Origin of the sequence: Pseudomonas sp. R84 (genome assembly GCF_009834515.1) — a bacterium.
Classification (GTDB): domain Bacteria; phylum Pseudomonadota; class Gammaproteobacteria; order Pseudomonadales; family Pseudomonadaceae; genus Aquipseudomonas.
In genome coordinates this window covers 2,403,449-2,425,174 of the sequence record NZ_CP019426.1, presented here as the reverse complement: position 1 = coordinate 2,425,174, position 21,726 = coordinate 2,403,449, and the positions used below count along the sequence as shown (strand labels likewise).

Sequence of the window (21,726 nt, the reverse complement as noted above, 5' to 3'; positions counted from 1 at the left end):
GAGGCCGGTTGTCGCGATCAAGAATTCAGGACTTGGTGGCGATCAGGGTAAAACACATCGGCATCTGCGCCTCTCGATTCAGATACTGGTCATACACCTCTTCCCGATTCGAATGCGCGTACTCCCTGAAGTGCGCAATATTCAGCCCCGCCCCGATGGCACCACTGAAAATCGCCCCCAGCGTATGCACAAACCAATACGACTTTGCCGACTGCTGCTCAACCTTGCCGACATAGACAATCGGTTCTTCCTGGACAAACGGCTCGGCGCGAAAGTACGAACTGGCGAGGCGATAAGGATCTTCCGCATCCGGGTCGACCATTTCCAGAAACGGATGGGTTTCGTAGATCACCAGTTTGCCGCCAGGCTTCAGCGTTGAAGCGACATGGCGGAAGAACTCGCCGATGTCCGGCATCCAGTTCAAAACACCAATGGTGATCAGCGCCACGTCGAAGCGGTTCTGCAATGACACTGGCAAATGATGGATATCGGTTTCGATGAATTCAGCGTTGTGCGGTGAACGCTTGTTCAGCTCACGCGCCTGATCGAGAAACGCCGTCGACTGATCGACACCGACCACGCTTCTGGCACCGAGCGCAAACAGGGAGAGACTCTCACGGCCGTTGTTGCTGCCCAGTTGAATCACATCCTTGCCATCGACCTCCAGCAACCCGCTCAACGTCTCATCGAGACAAGAGAAATCCACCTGCACGACCTCGCCGAGCAAAGCCTGCCAGTCAGGCGAATCCTGATGGTGGCGAGCGGAATCGTTCCACGCCTGTCGATTGCTCTCGATGGCGGTTTTATTATTGGGCACTTCCATGGCGCACTCCGGACGATGCTCGTGATTGAGCGGATCCGAGTCTAGATCAGCCCGGCAATTGCGGTTGTTGCAAACTTGTAAGCCAATTCGTGTAGGAGCTGCCGCAGGCTGCGATCTTTTGATCTTGTTTTTAAAGGTCAAGATCAAAAGATCGCAGCCTGCGGCAGCTCCTACAGAGATCCGATGTGGATCGAGCGTTGGGGGCGTGGGCAGCTATAGTTAATAGCCTTGGGGAAAACCGCACTCGCAGGTGCCGCCATGCAAATGCTCGAACGGCTGTTGTTGACCGGCTGTCTGCTCGCTGCCACACAGGCGCAAGCGCTGGACAGCAATTTCAATTATTACGGGCCTAACCAGCCCTTCGCCCACCCTGCTCCGTATTCACTGAGTTCCACGCCGCCCAAGCCTTACGACGATACGGCGCCGCAGGATTTTGTGGTGATTCCGGGTGACCATGAGTTCTACGATTCGCAGTTGCACACCGTGGCGGATGCGACAGTGCGGGTGTTTATCCGCACCTACGATGCGGAGCGTGGGATTTATGTGAATGACGAGGTGCTGGATCCGGGTTGTTTGCTGGAATGTTTGAGTCGACAGCAGCATTGATTCTGACGACCAAGAATTAACCAGACACCACAAAACCCTGTGGGAGCGAGCCTGCTCGCGAAGGCGGTGGACCAGTCAACATTGATGTCGGCTGACATGCCCTCTTCGCGAGCAGGCTCGCTCCCACAGGGGAAATGCGGTGTGTCTGGGTTACCACTGGCGTTTATCCGGGCGGGCGAGGCCGAGCTTTTCGATGCGGTAGCGCAACATGTCGCGGCTCAGGCCCAGCAGGCGCGCGGACTTGGTGACGTTCCAGTCGGTCTTGTCGAGCATCTTGCGCACCATGTCGCGTTCGACTTCCGGCAGGTTCATCGATTCGGTGTTGCTCGCCGGGCGCGGTTCGTAGTGCATTGGGGCTTCATGAATATGCAGCGGCGGCTCGTCGACCAAGCTCATGCACACGTTGAGCTGATGCGCGGCGATGGTGTCGCTCGGCGCCAACAGCACGGTCTGCTCGAGCATGTTGCGCAGCTCACGCACGTTGCCCGGCCAGGTATAACTGAGCAGCAATTCTTCGGCCTGCTGGCTGAAGTGAAGATTCGGTTTGCCGTAGCGTTTGCCGTGACTGGCGAGGAAGTGCCGCGCCAGCAACAGAATGTCATCGCCACGGGCGTAAAGCCGCGGCACTTTGATCGAAATGATCCGCAGACGGAAAAACAGATCGCGACGGAATTTGCCCTGCTGCACCATCTGCTCCAGATTGCAGTTGGTCGCGCTGATCACCCGCAGATTGACCTTACGCTCCTTCACCGAGCCGACGCGGCGAATGGTGCGGTCCTCCAGCAACTTCAAAATCTTTGCCTGCAACAGCAGATCCATCTCGCCAATCTCATCGAGAAACAGCGTGCCGCCATCCGCCGCTTCCACCAGCCCGACCCGGCGATCCTTGGCATCGGTGAACGCACCCTTCTCATGCCCGAACAGCTCAGATTCCACCAGATTCGACGGGATCGACGCGCAGTTGAATTCGATAAACGGACCTTTGCTGCGCGGGCCGTCGAAATGCAGCGCCCGCGCCACCAATTCCTTGCCGGTACCGGTCTCACCTTCCACCAAAACCGGGGGCAGATCGGTGTTGGCCATGCGCCGCTCGGCATCGAGCAACTGGCCGATAGTATTTTTTAGATATTGCATCGGTGCCGAGTCGCCGATCAGCGCCTGCACCCCGGATTTCTGCGCCTCGCGCTCCTGATAAAACGACAGCGTGCGCTCCATCCGTTCGGTGGCCAGAGCCTTGTCGAGCAGCAGTTTGAGTTCCTGCAGCGCGACCGGTTTGGTGACGTAATGAAAGGCGCCCTCCTTCATCGCCACCACCGCATCTTCGACGTTGCCGTACCCGGTCATCATGATCACTTTGAGATCCGGCGCGCTGATGCGCAGCTTCTGGATCAGCTCGTGACCGCTCATGCCCGGCAGCGAGTTGTCGGTCAGCACGATGTCAGGCATGAAGCTGCCCAATTGCTCCAGCGCGTCTTCGGCGGAATGGCAGACGGTCACCTCGAAGTCTTTGCGCTCCAGGTAGGTCTGAATATTTTCGGCCAACAGTTCGTCATCCTCGACCAGCAGAATGCTGTGTTCCATATTCCCCTCCCGATGCCACTTTGAAGTTGAGACTGACGCGGGTTCCTTCCTGCTCGCGGCTGGTCAGCACGACCGAACCTTCAAAACGCTCCATAATTCTTTTGACCAACGCCAGACCAACCCCGAGGCCGCCCTGTTTGGTGGTGAAAAACGGTTTGAACACCAACAGTTGCTGCTGTGCGCTCATGCCCTTGCCGGTGTCGCTCAGGGTCATGCGTACGCGGTCCGGCTGCGGCGATTCGAATTCGACGCTGAGCACACCGCCCTTGGGCATGGCTTCCAGGGCATTGGCAAACAGGCTATTGAGTATTTGCGTGAGCAACACCTTTTGACTGACGACCGGCGCGCAGTTTTGCGGACTGAATCGCACTTCGACGCCACTGCGTTTAATCAATGCATCAAATGCGCCAAAGGTGTCTTCTACTGCCATTACCAGATCCACCGCCTCGCCGTCGTCATTCATCGGCCGCAGTGAGACGAGCAATTCGCGCACCCAGCGCGACATACGATCGACCTGACTGATGATGTCGCCGATGTTGCGCTGCGCACCGGGGCTGGCGATCTCTTGCGCCAGTTCGGCGCTGGAGCGAATGGTCGCCAATGGATTGCGCAGACTGTGCGCCACCGCCGAGGACATCTCGCCGAGGGCGACAAAGGTTTCGTTGCTGATCAGTTGTTGCTGCTGGCTCTGCAGCAATTTCGCGGCACGGCGGACGATCCAGAACAACGCGAGAAAGATCGCCGCACCGCCGAAGCAAGTCGCCGCCCAGATCGAGGCGAAGCCACGGTCGATGCGGTCGACCAGATCCGCCGGCTCCTTGTAGACCTCAACCATGGCGACGACTTTGCTTTTGTCGGCGTTGAACATCGGGATGTAGTTCTCGATGAACAGGTATTTCGGTTCGCGCAGCATTTGCTGTTCGGGTTTCTCATCGTCGATCTTGTGGTAGCTGGAAGACACCGGCACTTTCATCTCGAATGATTCGTCGAGCTCATCGTCATCCTTGATGTGCACACCGATAAGCTCAGCGTTGGTCGACCAGATCACCGTGCGATCCAGCGCATAAACCGTCGCGAGCAAAATGTCCGGCAAGTGTTCGACGTGATCGAGAAACTCGGTGCGTGCCGAAGCCTGTAACGCCGGGTCAACATCGGGATATTGGTTGTCCTGGCGCGGGTCGAGCATTTCGCCCATCGTCCGGTTCGGATTGATTTTGGCGTGACGCATTTCCGCCGCGCCGATGGCCTGAACGAATTGCGCGGTCAGCAGCGCATCGCGCTCGACGCTTTCGGTGACCACGAAGCGCGTGGAGATATACCCCAGCCCCAGCGCCACGGCGGCGATGATGAAAAAACTCGCGAGCGAGAACCAGCGCAGCAGATTGAACTGCTCGCGCCAGCCCTTGCCTGCGACCGATGGGTTCGGTGCAGAGGTTTTTTGTGCTTCCAGTCGCTGCATGGGAGTGCCCTGGAGTTTTTCAATCGAGTCGCGTACAGACATCAGTGTAGGTGGCTCTGACCGCGACACACGGTTCAATGATGCTATTTCGCCGCTACTGCATACGACTCAACGTCGCGGCGTTATCGCCCGGTTTTACTGGCGTCAAAGCGCCGTCGGCCAAGGCTTTCGCGGACGGTTGCTGACGCTCGGTTTCATCGTGGAGGTAGTCGATGATCGACTGCGCGGACGGCTCGTCGAGGCGCAGGTTGGGCATCGGAATTCGCTCGAACTGTTCGTACAGCTGCAGGGCAATCGGGTCTTTTTCCGCGAGCAGGCGATCCGGTTCGCGTATCCAGCGATTCAGCCATTTCGGATCTCGACTACGCGTTACGCCAATCAGATCCGGGCCGATGCTGCGCATGCCGATGCCCTGCCCGTCCATGGGGCCGAGGCTGTGGCACGAGGCGCAGCGGGTGCGGAACAGTTCTTCGCCATTGCTCGGCGGGCGAATGTCCGGGGCGTTGGCGTAACTTTCTTCGATGCTCGGCTGCTTCCAGTTCTGCAAGGTGTTGGCCAGTTGATCGGCAAGGATCCACGGGTTCTCGAACGGCGAGGCTTTCATCCAGCGACCGGTGCTCTGGTTGCCGACGATCAGGCTGAGGTTGTGATCCTTGTTGCGACCGTTGTCGACGCCTTCGATGAACAACCCGAGTTTCTTGCGCAGGTCGGTGACGTCTTCGAATTCGCCGGTGAGAAACTTCCAGCCGGCGCCGACCTTGAAGCGCTGCGAATAGGCCTTGAGCACTTCGGGAGTGTCGCTGAGCGGATCGATGCTGATCGAGTAGAAGAAGATGTCCTGGCCGACCCGATCGCCGAGCAGTTTCTGCACCTGACGCAGCCGTGCGGTTTCCAGTGGGCAGGAGTCGCTGCACGACGTGAAGATGAAATTGATCACCACCACTTTGTCTTTGATCAGGTCATCGAAGAAATGCACCTGCCGACCGTCCTGATCGGTCAGCAAGGTGTTGGGGAAATAGTCGCCACCCCACGGGGTGGCGGATTCACTGGCCGCTGGCGGCTCGCCGAGGCTGGCCTGGTGTGCCAGTAGCACACGGCTGGCGAGCACACAGACCACCAGCATCAGCACCAGGTGCATGCCCAACGCCCGGGAGCGCGGGGTATGCAGCGGTTGGCGGTCACCGTGGCGGCGGTTCATGGCTTGACCACCACTTGTGGGCCAACACCGTCACCGTTGCGGAAGGTAGGCAGCGCGGCAGAGTTGACGTAGCGCACACCGTCCCAGCTTGGCAGTGGGGTTGGCATCAGTTGCAGTTGCCCGGGCTTCTCCAGGTCCCAACGCAGCAGCATCGAGTTGTCCTCATGCTGAGTGTTGTGACAGTGCTCCATGTAGGTCCCGGCGAACTCGCGGAAGTTGATCGCCATTTCGACGCTGTCCAGACCGTCCTTTTCGGAGCCGATGCGATAGACGTCCTTGCGTGCCCATTTTTCCCACTCTGGCGGGGCCTTGCCGCCGCGACTGAGGATGATCCCCTCCTCGAAGTGCACATGCACCGGATGGCTCCAGCCCGTGCCACCAGCCTTGATGTTCCACACCTCCAGAGTGCCGAACCCGGTGACACCGGCATCGGTCGGGCCGCTCGACAGTTGCGTCGAAGCGTTCAGGCGACGCGGGTCCATGTGGAAGCCGAAGCCGCCATCGGTCTTGACCGTCCACGGCGCTTCATCGGTGCCGTCGGAACGGCCGAAGGTGAAGGTGCGGTGGCGCGCCTTGGCCAGCACGGCTTTATCGGCGGCGTTGTCGCGGTGGAGCTTCAGCGGGATCATCACCAGCCCTTCCGCCTTGCCCGGTTTCGCCGGTTCGTAGGCTGCCGGGTTCATCGCCAGATCCTGACCGGTGTAAGCCTTGACGTTGAGCTGCAAGACCTTGCCCACCGCCGGGTCGCCTCTGTCCCACTGCGGGCCCTTGCTGGTCTGCCTGATCACCGCCAGGTATTTCTCCGACAGGATGTCGCCCAACGGGATGACGTCTTTGGGTCCCTTGCCGTCGTCGTGAGCCTGCAGGTTGACGAAGAACAGCTTGTCGCCTGGCTTGATGCCGTTTTTCGAGAAGTTGACGATGATGTCGAAGCGCTCGGCGATGCCCTGAGTCGGCAGGATCGCGTTGTGGTTCTGTTTGTCGCCATCGGCATCGAGATCCATGCTGCCGTCGAACGGCACGCTGTGTTCCATGATGTTGCCGTCGTTAGCGATCATGTGGAACGGCACACGGCTGTACGACACACCGGAGTTTTTCGGCCCCTGGAACTCGCCGCTGGTGCCTTTGATTTCCCGCACCAGCGCCAGTTTGAAGTAGCGCGACACCGAGCCGTTGAGGATGCGGAAGCGATAACTGCGCGCACGCACATCGAGGGCCGGTTTCCATTGCCAGTTGACCAGCAACTGATCACCGAGGAAGCCGTCGGTGTTGAAAGGGTTGAACCACAACTGCCCTTCCTGATCCCAGGCCTTGTCGGCGAACACCAGGTTGACGTCGTAGTCACGGTTGCCCCATGGCAAGGCGCTGCCGCTGGGCAGACGCAGGTTCACGCCGTCGTCCACCGACTCGTTGCCGCGATCCAGGGCACTGTAGTAATTCATCATCGCCGCGTTGCCCTTGTAGACATTCTGCGCGGTGAAATCGAGCATGTGATCGTGGAACCAGTGGGTGCTCATGGTCTCGCGCCAGTCGCCACGGATTTTGATCGTGCCGTGGTCGCAGGTTTTCTTCGCGGGGGCCAGGTCGTTGACCCACAAGGTTTCACCCGGTGCACACGGGAACGCCGCACGCGGGTCTTCAGCCTTGGTGTTGATGCTGTCGTAACCGGCAAGCTGGATCGGCCAGCGATAGTCATAGAACTGCCCAGGAAAGAAGAACGCGTTGGCATAGCCGTCGCTTTCCGCCGGCGCGTGACCGTTGTGCTCGTGGGTGCTGATGGTGTGCAGACCGAATCCACGGTTGGCCGACGGGTCGATCGGCAAGCCGTTGTAGTGGCGCATCATCACCGGTTGGCCGTAGCGCACCATCAACAGTTTGGGCGGCAACGTGCCGTCGAAGGTCCACACCGAATTGTGGTTTTGCGCCGGCATGGCCGGGTGGAAACGCGGGTCGACACCTTTGGCGGTGCCATCGGTCGCTGGTACGCCAGCGACGTTGTGGTACAGGCCGCCGGGGCCGAATTCGCCCACCGCGTAATGGTGCATTTGCACGCTGTCACGCAGGCCACCATTGAGGCGTGCACCGGTCTGCGCGGTTTTGTAGGCGACTTGCGGGTAGAACTCGTTCCAGCGCTGGTGCGCCCAGCCTTTTCCTGGCGGCCGACCTTCGGCGGATGAGCCGATATGGCGGTTGAGGTACACCTCGATCTGCGCCTGCCACGGGTTGCGGTCGACGACGTTGGCGAACTGGCTGGGGAACGGCGTTAGCCCCGGTTGGCGCAGGAACGCATCAAGGGCGGTGCCGGGTGGCGCGCTGCGGGCGATGTTGTTCGGGTCCTGAGCCGGTGCCGGGCCAATCGCGGCCGGCGGAAACGGCAGCGGCGCGGCCGGGGTGGTCGGGTCGAGTTTTTCCGGCCCGAACTCTTCGAACAGGGTCAACTGCTGGGTGAACGGCTGCGCGCCATAGAGCGGGCTCGGCTTGCCGTTGGTGGGGTAATTGAAACTGGTCTGCACGGACGGCGGCAGGACGTTTTCCACACGCGTTTCAGCGCGGTCGCCTTTGACCCCGTCGGGCAAATCGAAAGAGTCTTCGTTCGCCTCCGGCATGGTCAGAATGGCATTGAGCGCACCGGCGCGGTCAGCCGGTTCGTCGTAGTACGCCGAAGGATCGGAGGTTTCTGGCTGTCGCTCGTCATCGATCGGGCTGGCGCGAACGCCGGCCATGCTGCCGAGGGTCAACATCAGAAAGACGCTCAAGGGCGTCAGCAAAAAGGTGTTGCTTGGGGCACGCGTTGTTCTGTCCATCACCAGCCGCCTCATCAAGGAAGGGGTGATGGTGTTTTGCAACTACTGCGCCAATAAATTATTTCCAGTTGTAACAGGGGCTTGGGGATGCTGTGAGTTTCCCCACTCCCCGGTGACCGGGGCTTGACACCCACTGATGGGGGAAGTTCACATTTTTTTGTTCATACAAATCCCCCCTGTAGGAGCTGCCGAAGGCTGCGATCTTTTGATCTTAAAAACAGAATCAAAAGATCGCAGCCTTCGGCAGCTCCTACAGGGGAATGTGTTTATCAGGGGACGAGTTGGAAGGCCAGACGAACGGTGGTGCCCTCGCCTTCGCGGCTGTCGAGGGTCACGCCGCCGCCGAAGCGTTCCATGATGCGTTTGACCAGGACCAGACCGACACCCAAACCACCCGATTTGGTCGTGAAAAACGGCCGGAAGGCCATGGTCCGTTGTTCTTCATTCATGCCTTTACCAGTGTCGCTGAGCACCACGCAGACGCCACGGTCGTCGCTCGGTTCCAGGCTGACGGTCAGCGTGCCGCCCTTGTCCATCGCCTCCAGTGCATTTGCCAGCAGGCTGTTGAGGATTTGTGTCAGTTGTACTGGCTGGCTGAGCACCATCGGCGTGTGCTGGGGATGAAACACCACCTGCACGCTCGCTCTGGCAATCTGCTGTTCGAACGCCACCAGGCTTTCGTGCAACGCGGCCACCAGATTCACCGGTTCCGGATCATCGTTGAGCGGTCGCAGCGATTGCAGCAGCTCGCGCACCCACTTCGACATGCGGTCGACCTGGCCGATGATGTCGTTGATGTTCTTCTGCGCCGGGCCGGCATCGAACTCCAGCGCCAGTTCGGCGCTGGAGCGAATCGTCGCCAACGGATTGCGCAAACTGTGCGCCACGGCGGAAGACATCTCACCCAGAGCGACAAAGGTTTCGTTGGCAATCAGTTGTTTTTGCTGAGCGGCGAGCAGAATCGCCGCGCGCCGGACGATCCAGTACAGCCCCAGATAAATCAGCCCGCCGCCGAGCGCGGTGGCCAGCCAGATCAGAACCAATCCGCGCTCCATGCGTGCGATCAGATCCTTGGGCTCCTTGTAGATCTCGACCATCGCCGTGACGTTCTTGCCCTCGGCGTCGAACAGCGGAATGTAGTTCTCGATGAAGATGTAATCCGGCGGCGTGATGAATTTCTGTTCTTCACGGGCCTTGTCGACGTCGTGGTAGCTGGCGGATACCGGAATCTTTTCGTTGAAGGCGCGATCAAGGTCTTCGTCGGCATGAATGCTGGTACCGATCAGCACGGGATTGGTTGACCAGATTACCTGGCGGTCCGGCGCGTAAATATTAGCCAGAATCACGTCCGGCAAGTGTTCGATGTGATCGAGAAACTCGCCCCGTGCATCGGCCCGGGCTTGCGGACTGACGTCGGGAAAGTGCATGTCCTGACGCGGATCGAGCAATTCGCCCATGGTCCGCACATTGGGAATCGACACATGGCGCACCTCGGCCGAGGCGATCGCCTGAATGAACTGCGCGGTGAGCAAGGCATCGCGCTGTACGCTTTCATCAATGACAAAACGCGTCGACACCGCCCCAAGCGCCACAGCCACCGTGCCAATCACCGCCATGCTGATCAGCGAAAACCAGCGCAGCAGGTTGAACGACTGCTTGCGCGAGTTCAAGCGCAGATTGCCCTCCTCGACCGGTAGCGATTTCGACTGCATGTTCATGGCGGCGACTTCTCTATACGTCCCTATAGGGTTATAGCCCACCGTTGGGTGTTTGCCCGGTTGCGGGGGTATCGACCCGGTTGAGTTGATCCCACAGACACCGCCAATCCCTTGTAGGAGTGAGCCTGCTCGCGATCGCGGTGGGCCAGTCGACATTTTCATTACAGACACATCGCTATCGCGAGCAGGCTCACTCCTACAAGGGTTCGGTGTACGACAGGTATTCAGTTTTCATCCCCACCGTCCCCGATTCTGGGGAATGACGCCCTTTCCCCGCTGACCAAAAACCTCACGCCCATACCCGCCAAGCCTTCTACCCCGGCCCTCTGCCGCCCATTCACCGCACCTTGGCATGGAAGGTGTACAGGCCCTGTGCAACTGACCCATCCCCAAGGGGCAGGTACTTTGATAGAGGGATTAACTCATGCACCCTTTACTGTCCAAAACCGCGACTGTCCTGGTCGTGAGCGCATTGGCCCAAGGCATTGCCCAAGCCGCTTTGTTTGCTGTTGATCCGGGTCCGTACACACCGGCCAACGGTGGTTTCGCCAGTTGGTATCAGGACTCCCACGGTCGCACCCTGGATCTGTGCCTGTCCAAAGCGCTCAGCTCCCGAGTACCCAGCGCCCCCGGCGCGCCGTCGTACATGTGCTCGCTGCTGCCGACCCCCGGCGTGTTCGATGACGCGCAACCAATTGTCTTCCCGACAAACTTTCCCGACGAAGCGTTCTGGTTCACCGGCGAAACGGCCCTCGTCGACGCCGCACGGGGAATTGATCTGGGCTACGTCAGCGCCATCGAAGCCGCATTCGCCGCTGAAGAACCGGTCGAGGGCGATCAAGTCAGCTTCGCCCGAATCCGTATCCGGGTCGATGTACCCACCGCCGGCACCTACGTCATCACCCACCCGTATGGCGTCGATGTGTTCAACATCGACACCCCCGGGCGGCGCGCAATCAACATGACTCGCGACATTGGTATCGGCACGCCGAAAACCTATGACGGCGCGCTCAAGGGTGACATCGGACCGTTCCTGCGCAGCGTCAACGGTCCCTACACCGAGACCAATCCGCTGACCGGTGCCGCCGAACAATTCGTCGGCGACCCGAACCTCAACGAGGCAGTCACCGGCAGCCCGTTCAACACTAACTACGTACGCATCGAAGGCCCTAACGGCCTCGATCTGCGGACGAACGTGTTCGCCGTTTCGGGCAAGTTGTCGACGGTGGTCCGGCCAACGCCAATGATCACCCAGCGCAGCACCTACTCGCGCAAGGCCGGCGACAGCGCACCGGTGGCGCAGCAAGACGTGTTCGTCCTTGCTCCGCCAGCTCCGGGTACGGCGGCCGTCACCAGCAGCACCCCGGTGCTGAACATGACCGAAGCCAACAGCACCGGCAGCTGGTACGCACAGTCCTCGGTCAACCCGACCTTGCCAACTACTTTGCAAGTGACCGCCGACAACCACCTGGCCATCGCCAGCAGCACGCCGACCACCCTGCCCATGACCCTGACCGACCTGGTGGTGATCCAGAGCGCGCAATACAGCCTCAGCTCAGGACAACTCACCGTGGTGGCCTCGACCAGTGACGAAACCTCACCGCCGGTACTCACCGCCACCTCCGGCAGCGGCGCCGCCATCGGTGCGCTGGGCGGCGACGGCGCGGTGAAAACCCTGGCCACCGGGATCTCGCCGATCCCACCGGCTAAGGTCCGTGTGACGTCGTCCAACGGCGGCAGCGATACCGAAGAAGTGGTCATCGTGCAATGAACGCTCACATGCCCAGATCCGCATCAGGAGGCATCATGAACAAGTGGCCACGCTTTGCGCTCAACGCGCTCGGGCTCGCTCTCTCGCTGACCGGCAGTGCCTATGCGCAACTCGCCGCCGTCGACCCCGGCCCCTACACCTTCGCCACCGGGAAATTCCCGATGTGGTATCAGGACAACAATCTGCTGTCGATGGAACTGTGCCAATCGCGCGCCGCCAGCTCGCGCGTTGCCGCGACCACGCCGCCGGCCTACATGTGCATTTTGCTGGCTGAACCGGGTATCTACGACGACGCCCAGCCGATGATTTTCCCAGACAACTGGCCGCCGGAAGCCTTCTGGTTCCTGGCCGAAACCACGATTGCCGACAACGCTGCCGGTTATGGCGTGGACGCTTATGTCGCCGGGATCGAAGCGGCATTCGCCTCGGAAAATCCGGCCGATGGTGATCAGCAAAGCTTCGCGCGGATTCGCATCCGGGTGAACGTACCCGTTGCCGGCACCTATACGATCACTCACCCGTATGGCGTCGAGACGGTCAATGTCACCGCGCCTGGACGCCGCGCGATCAACATTACCCGCGACATCGGCATCGGCGCACCGGGCAATTTCACCGGTGCCGTCAATGGCGCCATCGGACCGTTCCTGCGCAGCGTCAACGGCCCGTACACCGAAGTGAACCCCGACACCGGCGCCACGGAAACTTTCGTCGGTGACCCGAACCTCAACGAAGCGGTGACCGGCAGCCCGTTCAACACCAACTTCCTGCGCATCACCGGGCCTGCAGGGACGATCCAGTCGAACGTGTTCAGCCTGTCCGGCAAAGTGCTCGACAACCGTCAGCAGACCCAAGTGGAAATCGACCGCGCCACCTATCGCCGCACCGCCGCCGGCGTGCGTGCCGAAGTGTTTGCCAAGGCCAGTAACAGCTCGACCCTGTGCTTCCGCGAAACCGTGGCGCTGCTCCCCGGCCCACCGCCAACGCCGTGCCAGACCACTCTGCTAGGTGACAACAATGGTCTGTTCTTCGGCCACCGCTTGGGCATTGGCGCGGTACCTCCGGTAGTCGTCGTGACCGCCACCAACCCCGCCGGCACCACGCGTCCGACGGCCGTATCAGCCAAGCTCACCGACGTGGTGAAAGTGCAGACTGCCCGTTACAACTGGGCCAACCATAGCTTGCTGATCGAGGCCACTTCGAGCGATGAAGTGGCGATCCCCGACATGGTTGCCCAAGGCTACGGACGTCTGTCGAAGACCGGCACCCTGCAGCGCATCACCGTCGCCGACCTGACTCAGCCACCCGCTACCGTGACGGTGAAATCTGCCGCTGGCGGTGGTGACACTGAAGCGGTCGTCGTGGTCGGCAGCGCGCCGGACACGGGTGAAAATCAAGCGCCGATCAGCAATGCCGACACCGGCAGCACAAGCTTCGGTGTGCCGATCACCCTCAGCCTGTTGACCAACGACAGCGATCCCGATGGCGATAATCCACTGGGCATCACCGCGTTGACTCAACCGGCCGCGGGCCAAGGCACCGTAGCGCTCAACGGCACCACATCGGTGGTCTACACGCCGCCAGCGGTAGTCAACGCGCCACTGACCACGACCTTCACCTACAAGGCGCAGGACGCCAAAGGTCTGGCCTCGGCCAACCCGGCGACCGTAACCATCACCGTCGCACCGAACCAGGCCCCGACCGCCGTCGCCGACAGCGTCGCAACACTGGGCGTAGCGATCCCGATCAACGTGCTGGCCAACGACACCGATCCGGAAGGCAACGTGCCACTGGCCGTCAACAGCCTGACCCAACCCGCCGCCGGGCGCGGCACGGTTAGCAGCAACGGCACGGTGATCACCTACACCCCACCGGCCACCGTGACCACGGCATTCACCACGACCTTCACCTACATCGCCCGGGACGCCTTCGGTGCCCTGTCGACGCCGGCCACGGTCACGGTGCAAGTTTCGCCACGGCCAGCAGCGGAAACGTTCGCCGTCACCGCGTCGACGGTGCAGGCACGCTCCGGCGGGCGCTTCAACTGGGACTTCACCGGCACCTCGTCAGTGACCACCGGCAACACCATCACCGTGCAGGTCACCACCCCTTCCGGGCTGGTCACCCTTGGCACCACCACGGTGCCGTTAACCGGACGCTGGCGGCTGACGCTGAACAACACGCTGGTAGTGCCTTCGGCCAACCCGACCGCGACGATCCGCTCGTCCCAAGGCACCGTGCGCACGGTCTCGGTGACCACGCTGTAAGCCAGATCCCCAGCCACTTTCGGGTGGCTGGGGCACGGTTCTAAACCGGATAACGCCACACAGGATTTTCGCCATGAACACGCCGATCGCAGCCCTGCTTTGCCTGCTCCTGCTGTGCAGCACTGCGAGCGTGCGCGCCGACGACCTGATGGAAAACGACGACCTGGCCCCGACCAGCAGCGATCTCGGCGAACTGCCCCCACCGGTGGGTCAGCAAGCCCTGATCGACCAGCTCGGCCAGGCCAACGTCGCCCTGCTGCAACAGAACGGTCAGTCGCTGCTCGGGCAGATCGTGCAGTCGGGCAGCAATCAGGAGGCGTACATCCTGCAACAGGGCAGCGACCTGATGGCGCTGATCAACCAGAACGGTTCCGGCAACGCCGCCTCAATCACGCAAAACGGCAGCCACAACCGCGCGCAGATTTCGCAAAACGGCAACAACAACGACGCCAGCATCGAGCAGGCCGGCGCGGGGCTGCAAAGCGCCGTGACCCAGTCGGGCAACGGCATGAGCGTTTCGGTCAAGCAATATCGCTAAGCACTGCAAATCATCGGAGAGTTCATCATGTTCAAACTGACGCCCCTCACCGCCGCCATCCTGGTCATGATCAGTGCCCAGGCGATGGCCGACGACAGCCTGTCCAACCAAAGCCAGGTCGGTACCGCCAACATCGCGGACGTTAAACAGACCCAGGCCCCATTCAGCACCGCAACCCAGACCCAACTGGGCCAGGGCAACGACGCCGCCGCCGTGCAAGACCATGCCACTAGCGTGATCACCCAGGACGCGGTCGGCGACTACAACGCCGCTTACGCGGAACAACTTTACGAAGACAACGCCACCATCACCCAGCAACAGGTCGGCGCCTTCAACACCGCCCACGCCAGCCAGTCGCTGGGCTTCGGCTCACCGAACAATGCGCTGCAACAACAGCAAGGCACTGGCAATTTCTCGTTCATCTATCAGGATTCGCAGAACGGCAGCGAAGGCAAAACCTTCCAGTTCGGCGACAGTAACGAAGCCAACATCGAACAACTCTATGAAGGCACCGGCAACAGCGCCGTGATCACCCAGTACGGCACCGCCAACTACGGCACCGCCGAACAAGTGCTGCACAACGGTGGCCAGATCGGCATCAACCAGGCCGGCGAAGGCAACTACGCCTACGGCGACCAGCGCAATGGCACCGGCGGCAACATCACCATCAACCAGTTCGGCAACCTCAACGGCACTGAAATCTGGCAGGACGCGCAACTCGCCAGCCAGGCCACCGTCAACCAGTACGGTGACAGCAACGAAACCGTGGTCGACCAAAGCTTCGGCGAAAACAACACCGCCGCCGTCACCCAGGTCGGCAACACCAACGCGATCTACGCCGACCAGTTCGAATCGGTCAACTCGACACTGGCGCTGTATCAGGTCGGTAACGGCAACGTGCACTTCACCTACCAGAACGGCGACAGCCACGTGCTCAACGCCACCTCCGTGGGCAACGACAACAAGGTCTACGCCAGCAACTGGAAAGGCCCGCAATCCGGCGGCCAGTTCGGCAGCGGCCAACGCGCGACCGTTACTCAGGCGGGCAATGGCAACATCGCCAGCTTCACTCAGGATGGCGTCGGGCAAGTCATGACCACGCATCAGACCGGGACGGGCAACAAGACCACGGTCAGTCAGGCTGATTCGTATAACGAGCTGTATTTTGATCAGAATGGTAGCGACAACATTTTGATCTCCGATCAACGCGGCACGGGCAACCTGGTGCAGGGTTCTTCGAATGGCACGGGTAACAGTGCTGAGTTTGATCAGTCTGGGTCGGGGAATCAGGCGTATACCGCGCAGTTGTATGGCAGCGACAACATGATCACTGTTAAGCAGGCGGATACGATGAACGTGGCGTATGTGACCCAGGGCGGCACGGGGAACATTGCCAATGTCGATCAGAGTGGGGTTACGCAGACGGCGAATATTCAGCAGTTCGGGTCGGCTAACCAGGCGACGGTGTTGCAGCAGTAGGGTTGGGTGTTGATGGGCCGCGATTCTCTGGTGAGGGGGGTCGCGGTTTTTTTTGCGCTTACGCTTGAGTTGCGTCCTACGGAAAACGGAACGTTTTCAGAAATTCGGGGAGTTTTCTGACAAGTTCTGGCGGTTGGCCGTCGGAAGTGCAGGCTCTAGGATTTGCCAGGACAACTTGATCCTAATGGAGCTTGGCCTACATGCAATTCATCCAGACAGCGACGACAGCGATACCGTTAACGAATAGACTTCGAGGCACCAAACCCGGAGGCTCTATGATCGACCCGTCCTTGATCGACCCACTGTGCCCAGTCGTCTCGGATCTTGATCCTGAAGAACAGGCTGCGAGTTATGACCGCTGGTTCAGGGCGGAAGTACAAGCGTCTCTCGATGATCCGCGCCCGAGTATTCCCCATGAGCAAGTGATGGAGGAAATCAATGCCTTGATGGAATCAATGCGCAAAAGCGCTGATGCAGATTAAGTGGCGACCCAAGGCTCGGGTCGAACTCTCGAAAATCCTGAAGTACATTGGCGAACGAAATTTTGTAGCGGCGACTGCACTTCACACGTCCGTCGTAAAAACTACATCTGCGCTTTGTTGGCATCCACACCTGTATCGCAAAGGCCGCTCTCCTGGCACTCGAGAGATTGTGGTAAGCCCGAACTATCTCGTCGTTTATCAAGTGGCGGACCAAATTGAGATTGTGAGCATCTTGCATGCGCGTCAGGAGTACCCTCGACGCGACCCCGGTTAAGATCGCTTCCTCGTCTCAACACAAAAAACCGTGCCTCCCGTGGAGGTACGGTTTTTTTGATCGTTCCCACGCTCTGCGTGGGAATGCCTCTCGGGACGCTCCGCGTTCCAACTCGCGAATTTGACGCAGAGCGTCAGGGGCTGCATTCCTTTGCTGCGCGTGGGAACGATCAATCAGCCATCCTTCAGCTCGACGTGATCGAGAGCTTGATTCACCGCCAGTTCGCCCAGCATGACGACTTGTGCGATACCCAGTGCAGTCTTGCGCTGTGAGGTTTCCAGCGAGGCGGCGAAGTTGATGAGCATTTCGCAGGCTGAACCGAGGGTTTCGCTGGCGTTGGCCAACAGGGATTCGGTGTTGTACCTGGGGTTGGCGAGGTACATGGGTTCCGGCTCGTTGGCGCTGGACATGATGTGGGCGGTGGGGTTGAGGTAGAAATCGAGGGCGCGGTCGGCGGCTTCGTGGAGTTTTTTGCAGTCGACTGAGGCGTAGGGGGATGTGGTGTTGGTGTCTGGTTCTGGGGGGTTGGGTGTTGGTTTTTTCATGGTTATTTACCCTGTATGACGGTTATAGCTGGCCCCCCATTCGGTTTCCAAGCGAATAGGTGGCAGCTGTACGCAGGTTGGAAACCCGGGACAGAGGCAACCCGGCAGACACAAGGTCTCCCACGCACAGCCGCCATAACAAAGTGCACACAGTGAGGTGCGCAAGGATACGTTATGAATGGCGCTTGTGCGCTCTGTAGTTACTCGGGTTTCCACGCCCGGTCGCTGAATTGACAGCGACGAACATAGGCTAGAGACCGGACGTCCGACGGACAACCTGAAAACATTGTGGGAAGGTTCCGCCGATTCAGACACTTCTTTAAACACACTTCAGATCGCAGCCCTCACCCTAGCCCTCTCCCGGAGGGAGAGGGGACTGACCGGGGTGTTTGGAAGAGGTACGCCGACGTGAAATACCGAGTCGAACTCAGGCTTTGAAAAGCCCACAAATCGGCTGCCTCTCCCTCGGGAGAGGGCTGGGGTGAGGGGCGAATCCACCACAAATCCAAAGCCGACCACGCTGTGCTCCTCACCACTCAATAGGCCGAGTGTCAGCTCGCCTGCTCTTGATCTTGATCCACGGGCGACGTCGGAAGGCTGAGTGGAGGGATTGATCCGGGCGTGGGAGCGCAGCGACCATTTGGCGCAGCCAAACACAGCGAGAGGAGGTGCAGCGAAGCAAACCGTAGGCGCTGCGCCCGGATCGATTCCGGAGCGAAGGAACCCCGAGCTTTAGCGAGTGGGCCGCACGTAGGAGCAAGCGTTTTTTTGCTTACTTTTTTTAGGCGTTTGTAAAAAAAGTGAGTCGCCGTCAGGGCGAAACCCTAAGCAGCCGTTACCGCAAGAATGGATATGTACTCAGCCAGCCAGAAAATCATCGCCAGCAGGCTGGCTCCCACAGTTGGAACTGGGTACATCTGCCAGAGATTGGTCGGCTGTAAGGCCGCCATCGCTGGCAAGCCAGCTCCCACAAGGATTTGGGTACATCCGCAATAGCTCCTGTGTCTGAGAAATAGCTATCGCGAGCAGGCTCACTCCTACAGGTTTAAACCGGTTTCGACCGAGAGAGCCTGGTCGGCTGTCAGGCCGCCAAGCTCAACAGCAAAAACCTCACTCCGCATCCGGATCAATCTTGTTCTGGCTCAAATACCGATTCAACACATCATCCTGCCCCGGCACAGAAGCGTCCCCCGCCACCTGCCACAACCGCCGCTCAATCCCCTGCGCCACCATATGCCCCACCGCCGCCTCAATCGCCGACAGAACACAAAGCTGCGCCGGCTCATTCGTCGTATACCCAACCTCAGCCTCAAGCAACTTCTTGAACTCGATAAACTTGAAAATCCCCGCACTGCGCGCCACCGAATAAATCGTCTTGCTGGTCATCACATTCGCCAACACCTGCCCGCTACGCACATCCACCGCCCGCAAATTCACCGTCACCTGATCCACCCGATACTCACGCTGCAAATCAATCCCCAGATACCGCGCCCCTTCCCCACCGCTACGCACATTCGTGTCATACGCGATGATCCCGCCCTCGAGCATCATGTTCGCCGCCTGCAACGGTGGCAGCTCACCCTGAATATTCACCGGCGTATTCGGCTTCTTCTGCGACGCGCGAATGATCTTGCGTTCAGTCAACAGGTTCTGCAGCCCTTCCCGCTCCAACACCACAAACCAGCCACTGGCCTGCATCGCGTCCATCAACATCGACGCCGCGCCCTGAGTCACACTGGTGGAAAACGAACTCGCCGGCGTCGGCTTGTACTGCCCGGTCTGATCACGGAAGCCGTACACCACCGCCATCAACCGCCCCTTGGGTCGCGGCATCTTCAGCAAGTCGTAATAAGTCGAGGCCCTTGGAGTCAGGGTCGGGGTTTCGGTGTCCTGCTCGGCCGACATCGGCTCACGCAGACTGCACCCTTGTAATGTCGCCAACAGCAGCCCTAACGCGATGATCTTTTTCATGTCCGTTCTCCCCGGAACCGTCAGCCCGTCACGGGTTGAGGCCGTTCACCTGAATTTCCGAAACCTCACCGGTCGCTCGATCGGTCACTTCAATACTCAGTGCCCCGGAGTCGTCGATGACGTTGACGATAAAAGAGTCGGTGGACAGGCTCCCCGTATTGCCAGTGGAGATGTTGTCCAGCAACTGCCCTAGCAGCCGCGATTGCAATTGACTGGTGAAGCGCTCCAGCGCCGAGGTGCCGGCCACGCTCGAACGGCTTTTCAGGTCCGGATCGTCGTGATCGTTTTGCGCCTGCGCGTTATTGAGTAACCAGGTGCCGTTGAGCGGGTTGCCGCCGAACGACGGGTTGACCGGCGTGTAGACCAGTTCAGTGGCCTGGACAGCGGCAGCGCTGGCGAGCCCGATCAACAACCCCGAGATCCAGAATCCGCTGCGCCGTGAGAACGTTGTGCTGTTCATAGTTCGTCCTTCTCAAGGTCGGTGGTGTCCTGCAACAGAGCCTCCAGCTTGCGCTGGACAACCTGGCGTCGAACCCAGTCGGCGGCCGCGTAGGCCTCGTCCTTCAGTTCCACGGTGTTCGGCGGCAGGAAGCGCCGATAAACCAGGCGTTGCTGATATTCCACGGTCACCAGGCTGCCCCAGCGCGCGTCGGGCCGCTCGCGCACCACCAGGTTGAAATCCATCCGGCTGGTGTCGCGCAGGCGTTCACTGAACGAGTAGTAAAAGTCGTGTCCGATGTGCGAGATCGTGTCATCGACGATGAAACCCATCATTTCGTCTTCTTCACCGGCCTGGGCGCAGCCCGCCACCACGGTGAGGACCAACGCGCACCACCATTGGCGAGTCATGGCTGCAACGCCTGTGGCAGATTCGACTGGCCTTTGGCCGGGCCATTGGTGCCGTCGAGGAAGGCTTTTTCGGCGACGAACTGCCAGTCCGAATAACGCTGCATGCCGTCGAAATCCGACCACTGCGTCGGGAAGCCCGATTGCTTCAAAGGCAGCTCGGCCGAAGGGCTGTTGAGACCGGTAATGCGTCCATCGAAACCGCGTTGCAGCGCCCATTCACCTTGGCCGATCGGGTCCGGATAGAGCTGACGCAGGTGATGCTTGGCCTCGGGAAAGCGCTGATCTTCAAGCAGATCCGCCAGTTCTTTCGGGTACTGCGCCAACCCCGGTGAACTGCGGTAGTAGCTGCGCAACGCCTGGGCGTACTGAGTGCCGACCCAGAGCAACTGGCGTTCACGGTCACGGCGCGAAGCGGTCGACCACAACTCACCGGCACTGGCCAGGCCCATGCCCATCACCACAATCAGGAACAGCACGCCGAGATAGGTGAAGCCACCCTGCTGCGCGCGGTTACCACTCGGAAAATTGGCTGCCATCACGCGCCCTCCCGGAAGCACCGCTTTTGATGTCGGCCACGCCACCGGCAACGCCATCCGGTGGCGCGATCAGCACCCACTGATCTTTACGTTCGGTGATCGGATCGAGTGGCGCGTTGCGCAGGTAACGCTGTTCGATCAGTTGCTCGATGGAATCCGGATAGCGCCCGGTGTCACCGTAGAAGTGATCCAGCGCCTCGCGCATCGCCGACAGACTTTGGCGCAACGTGGTTTCCTTCGACGCTTCGAGGCTATTGAAGTAGCGCGGCAGCGCGATGGTCATCAGCGTGGCGATGATCGTCATCACCACCATCAACTCCAGCAAGGTAAAACCTTTTTCCCGGCGCATGAGGTTCACCACTCGCGGTAGGCGATGCCGTTGAGGCCCTTGCCGCGGGCGTGGGAGTAGACGTCGAACACGTCCTCGCCATCGCGCGGGTTCTGAGCCGAACTGTTGTAGGCGCGCACGCCCCAACCCCCTTCGTCATCACGTTTGGCCGGCACCAGCGGATCGCGCGGGATGCGGCGTAAAAAGTAGAACTTGGCGCCTTTGGCACTGCGCACATCGCGCACGCCTTCGACCAGTACTTGCAGGTTCGGCGGGTAGCCGCTGCTGTTCAGCGACTTCTCGATGTACCCGGCATCGAAGGCACGCTTGTAGGCGTCGATGCCATCGCGAATCTGGTACAGCGCGTTGCGCAATTCCTGCTCCTTGCCACGCCGCACCAAAGTCTCGGTCAGCGGCGCGGCCATGCTCGCCAACAGGCCGATCAGGGCCAGCGTCACCACGACTTCGATTAGGCTGAAACCGCGTTGGGAGGCGTTCAT

General features: G+C 60.1%; 20 protein-coding genes. 7 read left to right on the top strand and 13 right to left on the bottom strand.

The genetic code is table 11. The annotated features are described in order from the left end of the window. Window positions 1–25 precede the first annotated feature (25 nt). A complete protein-coding gene (locus PspR84_RS10845) occupies window positions 26–823 on the bottom strand; it encodes a class I SAM-dependent methyltransferase (RefSeq protein WP_160057241.1) in 798 nt (265 codons plus the stop codon). 258 nt (window positions 824–1,081) lie between these two features. Between PspR84_RS10845 and PspR84_RS10840 the strand changes: the two genes are divergently transcribed. Then, window positions 1,082–1,429, top strand: a complete 348-nt coding sequence (locus PspR84_RS10840; protein WP_160057240.1) for a hypothetical protein — start codon at window positions 1,082–1,084, stop codon at window positions 1,427–1,429. A gap of 150 nt (window positions 1,430–1,579) precedes the next feature. Here PspR84_RS10840 and PspR84_RS10835 read toward each other — a convergent pair whose 3' ends face one another. From PspR84_RS10835 to PspR84_RS10815, 5 genes are all read right to left on the bottom strand, one after another. After that, the gene (locus PspR84_RS10835) at window positions 1,580–3,010 is read right to left on the bottom strand and encodes a sigma-54 dependent transcriptional regulator (RefSeq protein ID WP_160057239.1); all 1,431 of its coding nucleotides are present in this window, start codon (window positions 3,008–3,010) and stop codon (window positions 1,580–1,582) included. Next, complete coding sequence (locus tag PspR84_RS10830) at window positions 2,979–4,469, bottom strand: ATP-binding protein (RefSeq protein ID WP_160057238.1); 1,491 nt, start codon at window positions 4,467–4,469, stop codon at window positions 2,979–2,981. Before PspR84_RS10830 ends, PspR84_RS10835 begins: the two co-directional genes overlap by 32 nt. 94 nt (window positions 4,470–4,563) lie before the next feature. Beyond that, a complete protein-coding gene (locus tag PspR84_RS10825; protein ID WP_160057237.1) occupies window positions 4,564–5,667 on the bottom strand; it encodes an SCO family protein in 1,104 nt (367 codons plus the stop codon). Beyond that, window positions 5,664–8,471: a multicopper oxidase domain-containing protein gene (locus tag PspR84_RS10820; RefSeq protein ID WP_160057236.1), complete on the bottom strand. Its 2,808-nt coding sequence runs from the start codon at window positions 8,469–8,471 to the stop codon at window positions 5,664–5,666. The genes PspR84_RS10825 and PspR84_RS10820 overlap by 4 nt, the downstream gene beginning before the upstream one ends. Window positions 8,472–8,740: 269 nt before the next feature. Further along, window positions 8,741–10,189 (bottom strand): ATP-binding protein, encoded by a 1,449-nt coding sequence (locus PspR84_RS10815; RefSeq protein WP_160057235.1) that lies wholly within the window; start codon window positions 10,187–10,189, stop codon window positions 8,741–8,743. A 424-nt stretch (window positions 10,190–10,613) separates the two neighbouring features. Here PspR84_RS10815 and PspR84_RS10810 point away from each other — a divergent pair, with 424 nt between their 5' ends. The 6 genes from PspR84_RS10810 to PspR84_RS10785 all read left to right on the top strand — a co-directional run bounded on the left by PspR84_RS10810 (window position 10,614) and on the right by PspR84_RS10785 (window position 16,997). Continuing rightward, a complete protein-coding gene (locus tag PspR84_RS10810; protein ID WP_122600424.1) occupies window positions 10,614–11,960 on the top strand; it encodes a hypothetical protein in 1,347 nt (448 codons plus the stop codon). Between the two features lie 35 nt (window positions 11,961–11,995). Next, on the top strand, window positions 11,996–14,224 hold the full coding sequence (locus PspR84_RS10805) for an Ig-like domain-containing protein (protein ID WP_160057234.1): 2,229 nt from the start codon (window positions 11,996–11,998) through the stop codon (window positions 14,222–14,224). Window positions 14,225–14,297: 73 nt separating this feature from the next. Next, window positions 14,298–14,762 (top strand): curlin, encoded by a 465-nt coding sequence (locus PspR84_RS10800; RefSeq protein ID WP_160057233.1) that lies wholly within the window; start codon window positions 14,298–14,300, stop codon window positions 14,760–14,762. 27 nt (window positions 14,763–14,789) lie between these two features. After that, the gene (locus PspR84_RS10795; protein WP_160057232.1) at window positions 14,790–16,241 is read left to right on the top strand and encodes a curlin; all 1,452 of its coding nucleotides are present in this window, start codon (window positions 14,790–14,792) and stop codon (window positions 16,239–16,241) included. Window positions 16,242–16,516: 275 nt separating this feature from the next. Beyond that, window positions 16,517–16,723, top strand: a complete 207-nt coding sequence (locus PspR84_RS10790) for a hypothetical protein (protein WP_034152589.1) — start codon at window positions 16,517–16,519, stop codon at window positions 16,721–16,723. Continuing rightward, on the top strand, window positions 16,713–16,997 hold the full coding sequence (locus PspR84_RS10785; protein ID WP_160057231.1) for a type II toxin-antitoxin system RelE/ParE family toxin: 285 nt from the start codon (window positions 16,713–16,715) through the stop codon (window positions 16,995–16,997). Before PspR84_RS10790 ends, PspR84_RS10785 begins: the two co-directional genes overlap by 11 nt. A gap of 173 nt (window positions 16,998–17,170) precedes the next feature. Here PspR84_RS10785 and PspR84_RS10780 read toward each other — a convergent pair whose 3' ends face one another. The 7 genes from PspR84_RS10780 to PspR84_RS10750 all read right to left on the bottom strand — a co-directional run bounded on the left by PspR84_RS10780 (window position 17,171) and on the right by PspR84_RS10750 (window position 21,726). After that, complete coding sequence (locus tag PspR84_RS10780; protein WP_160057230.1) at window positions 17,171–17,542, bottom strand: DUF6124 family protein; 372 nt, start codon at window positions 17,540–17,542, stop codon at window positions 17,171–17,173. Window positions 17,543–18,652: 1,110 nt separating this feature from the next. Further along, window positions 18,653–19,513, bottom strand: coding sequence for a CsgG/HfaB family protein (locus PspR84_RS10775; protein WP_095111635.1), 861 nt, complete (start codon window positions 19,511–19,513; stop codon window positions 18,653–18,655). 28 nt (window positions 19,514–19,541) lie between these two features. Further along, on the bottom strand, window positions 19,542–19,973 hold the full coding sequence (locus PspR84_RS10770) for a curli assembly protein CsgF (RefSeq protein WP_016987875.1): 432 nt from the start codon (window positions 19,971–19,973) through the stop codon (window positions 19,542–19,544). Beyond that, window positions 19,970–20,362: a curli production assembly/transport protein CsgE gene (csgE, locus tag PspR84_RS10765; RefSeq protein WP_127926659.1), complete on the bottom strand. Its 393-nt coding sequence runs from the start codon at window positions 20,360–20,362 to the stop codon at window positions 19,970–19,972. Before csgE ends, PspR84_RS10770 begins: the two co-directional genes overlap by 4 nt. Then, window positions 20,359–20,898 (bottom strand): type II secretion system protein, encoded by a 540-nt coding sequence (locus tag PspR84_RS10760; protein WP_160057229.1) that lies wholly within the window; start codon window positions 20,896–20,898, stop codon window positions 20,359–20,361. The genes csgE and PspR84_RS10760 overlap by 4 nt, the downstream gene beginning before the upstream one ends. Further along, a complete protein-coding gene (locus tag PspR84_RS10755) occupies window positions 20,873–21,247 on the bottom strand; it encodes a type II secretion system protein (RefSeq protein ID WP_160057228.1) in 375 nt (124 codons plus the stop codon). The genes PspR84_RS10760 and PspR84_RS10755 overlap by 26 nt, the downstream gene beginning before the upstream one ends. A 5-nt stretch (window positions 21,248–21,252) precedes the next feature. Next, a complete protein-coding gene (locus PspR84_RS10750) occupies window positions 21,253–21,726 on the bottom strand; it encodes a type II secretion system protein (protein ID WP_038364886.1) in 474 nt (157 codons plus the stop codon).

Coding starts and splice junctions, on each gene's coding strand:
- PspR84_RS10845 (WP_160057241.1), bottom strand. CDS start 823: ATGGAAGTGCCCAATAATAAAACCGCCATCGAGAGCAATCGACAGGCG.
- PspR84_RS10840 (WP_160057240.1), top strand. CDS start 1,082: ATGCAAATGCTCGAACGGCTGTTGTTGACCGGCTGTCTGCTCGCTGCC.
- PspR84_RS10835 (WP_160057239.1), bottom strand. CDS start 3,010: ATGGAACACAGCATTCTGCTGGTCGAGGATGACGAACTGTTGGCCGAA.
- PspR84_RS10830 (WP_160057238.1), bottom strand. CDS start 4,469: ATGCAGCGACTGGAAGCACAAAAAACCTCTGCACCGAACCCATCGGTC.
- PspR84_RS10825 (WP_160057237.1), bottom strand. CDS start 5,667: ATGAACCGCCGCCACGGTGACCGCCAACCGCTGCATACCCCGCGCTCC.
- PspR84_RS10820 (WP_160057236.1), bottom strand. CDS start 8,471: ATGGACAGAACAACGCGTGCCCCAAGCAACACCTTTTTGCTGACGCCC.
- PspR84_RS10815 (WP_160057235.1), bottom strand. CDS start 10,189: ATGAACATGCAGTCGAAATCGCTACCGGTCGAGGAGGGCAATCTGCGC.
- PspR84_RS10810 (WP_122600424.1), top strand. CDS start 10,614: ATGCACCCTTTACTGTCCAAAACCGCGACTGTCCTGGTCGTGAGCGCA.
- PspR84_RS10805 (WP_160057234.1), top strand. CDS start 11,996: ATGAACAAGTGGCCACGCTTTGCGCTCAACGCGCTCGGGCTCGCTCTC.
- PspR84_RS10800 (WP_160057233.1), top strand. CDS start 14,298: ATGAACACGCCGATCGCAGCCCTGCTTTGCCTGCTCCTGCTGTGCAGC.
- PspR84_RS10795 (WP_160057232.1), top strand. CDS start 14,790: ATGTTCAAACTGACGCCCCTCACCGCCGCCATCCTGGTCATGATCAGT.
- PspR84_RS10790 (WP_034152589.1), top strand. CDS start 16,517: ATGATCGACCCGTCCTTGATCGACCCACTGTGCCCAGTCGTCTCGGAT.
- PspR84_RS10785 (WP_160057231.1), top strand. CDS start 16,713: ATGCAGATTAAGTGGCGACCCAAGGCTCGGGTCGAACTCTCGAAAATC.
- PspR84_RS10780 (WP_160057230.1), bottom strand. CDS start 17,542: ATGAAAAAACCAACACCCAACCCCCCAGAACCAGACACCAACACCACA.
- PspR84_RS10775 (WP_095111635.1), bottom strand. CDS start 19,513: ATGAAAAAGATCATCGCGTTAGGGCTGCTGTTGGCGACATTACAAGGG.
- PspR84_RS10770 (WP_016987875.1), bottom strand. CDS start 19,973: ATGAACAGCACAACGTTCTCACGGCGCAGCGGATTCTGGATCTCGGGG.
- csgE (WP_127926659.1), bottom strand. CDS start 20,362: ATGACTCGCCAATGGTGGTGCGCGTTGGTCCTCACCGTGGTGGCGGGC.
- PspR84_RS10760 (WP_160057229.1), bottom strand. CDS start 20,898: ATGGCAGCCAATTTTCCGAGTGGTAACCGCGCGCAGCAGGGTGGCTTC.
- PspR84_RS10755 (WP_160057228.1), bottom strand. CDS start 21,247: ATGCGCCGGGAAAAAGGTTTTACCTTGCTGGAGTTGATGGTGGTGATG.
- PspR84_RS10750 (WP_038364886.1), bottom strand. CDS start 21,726: ATGAACGCCTCCCAACGCGGTTTCAGCCTAATCGAAGTCGTGGTGACG.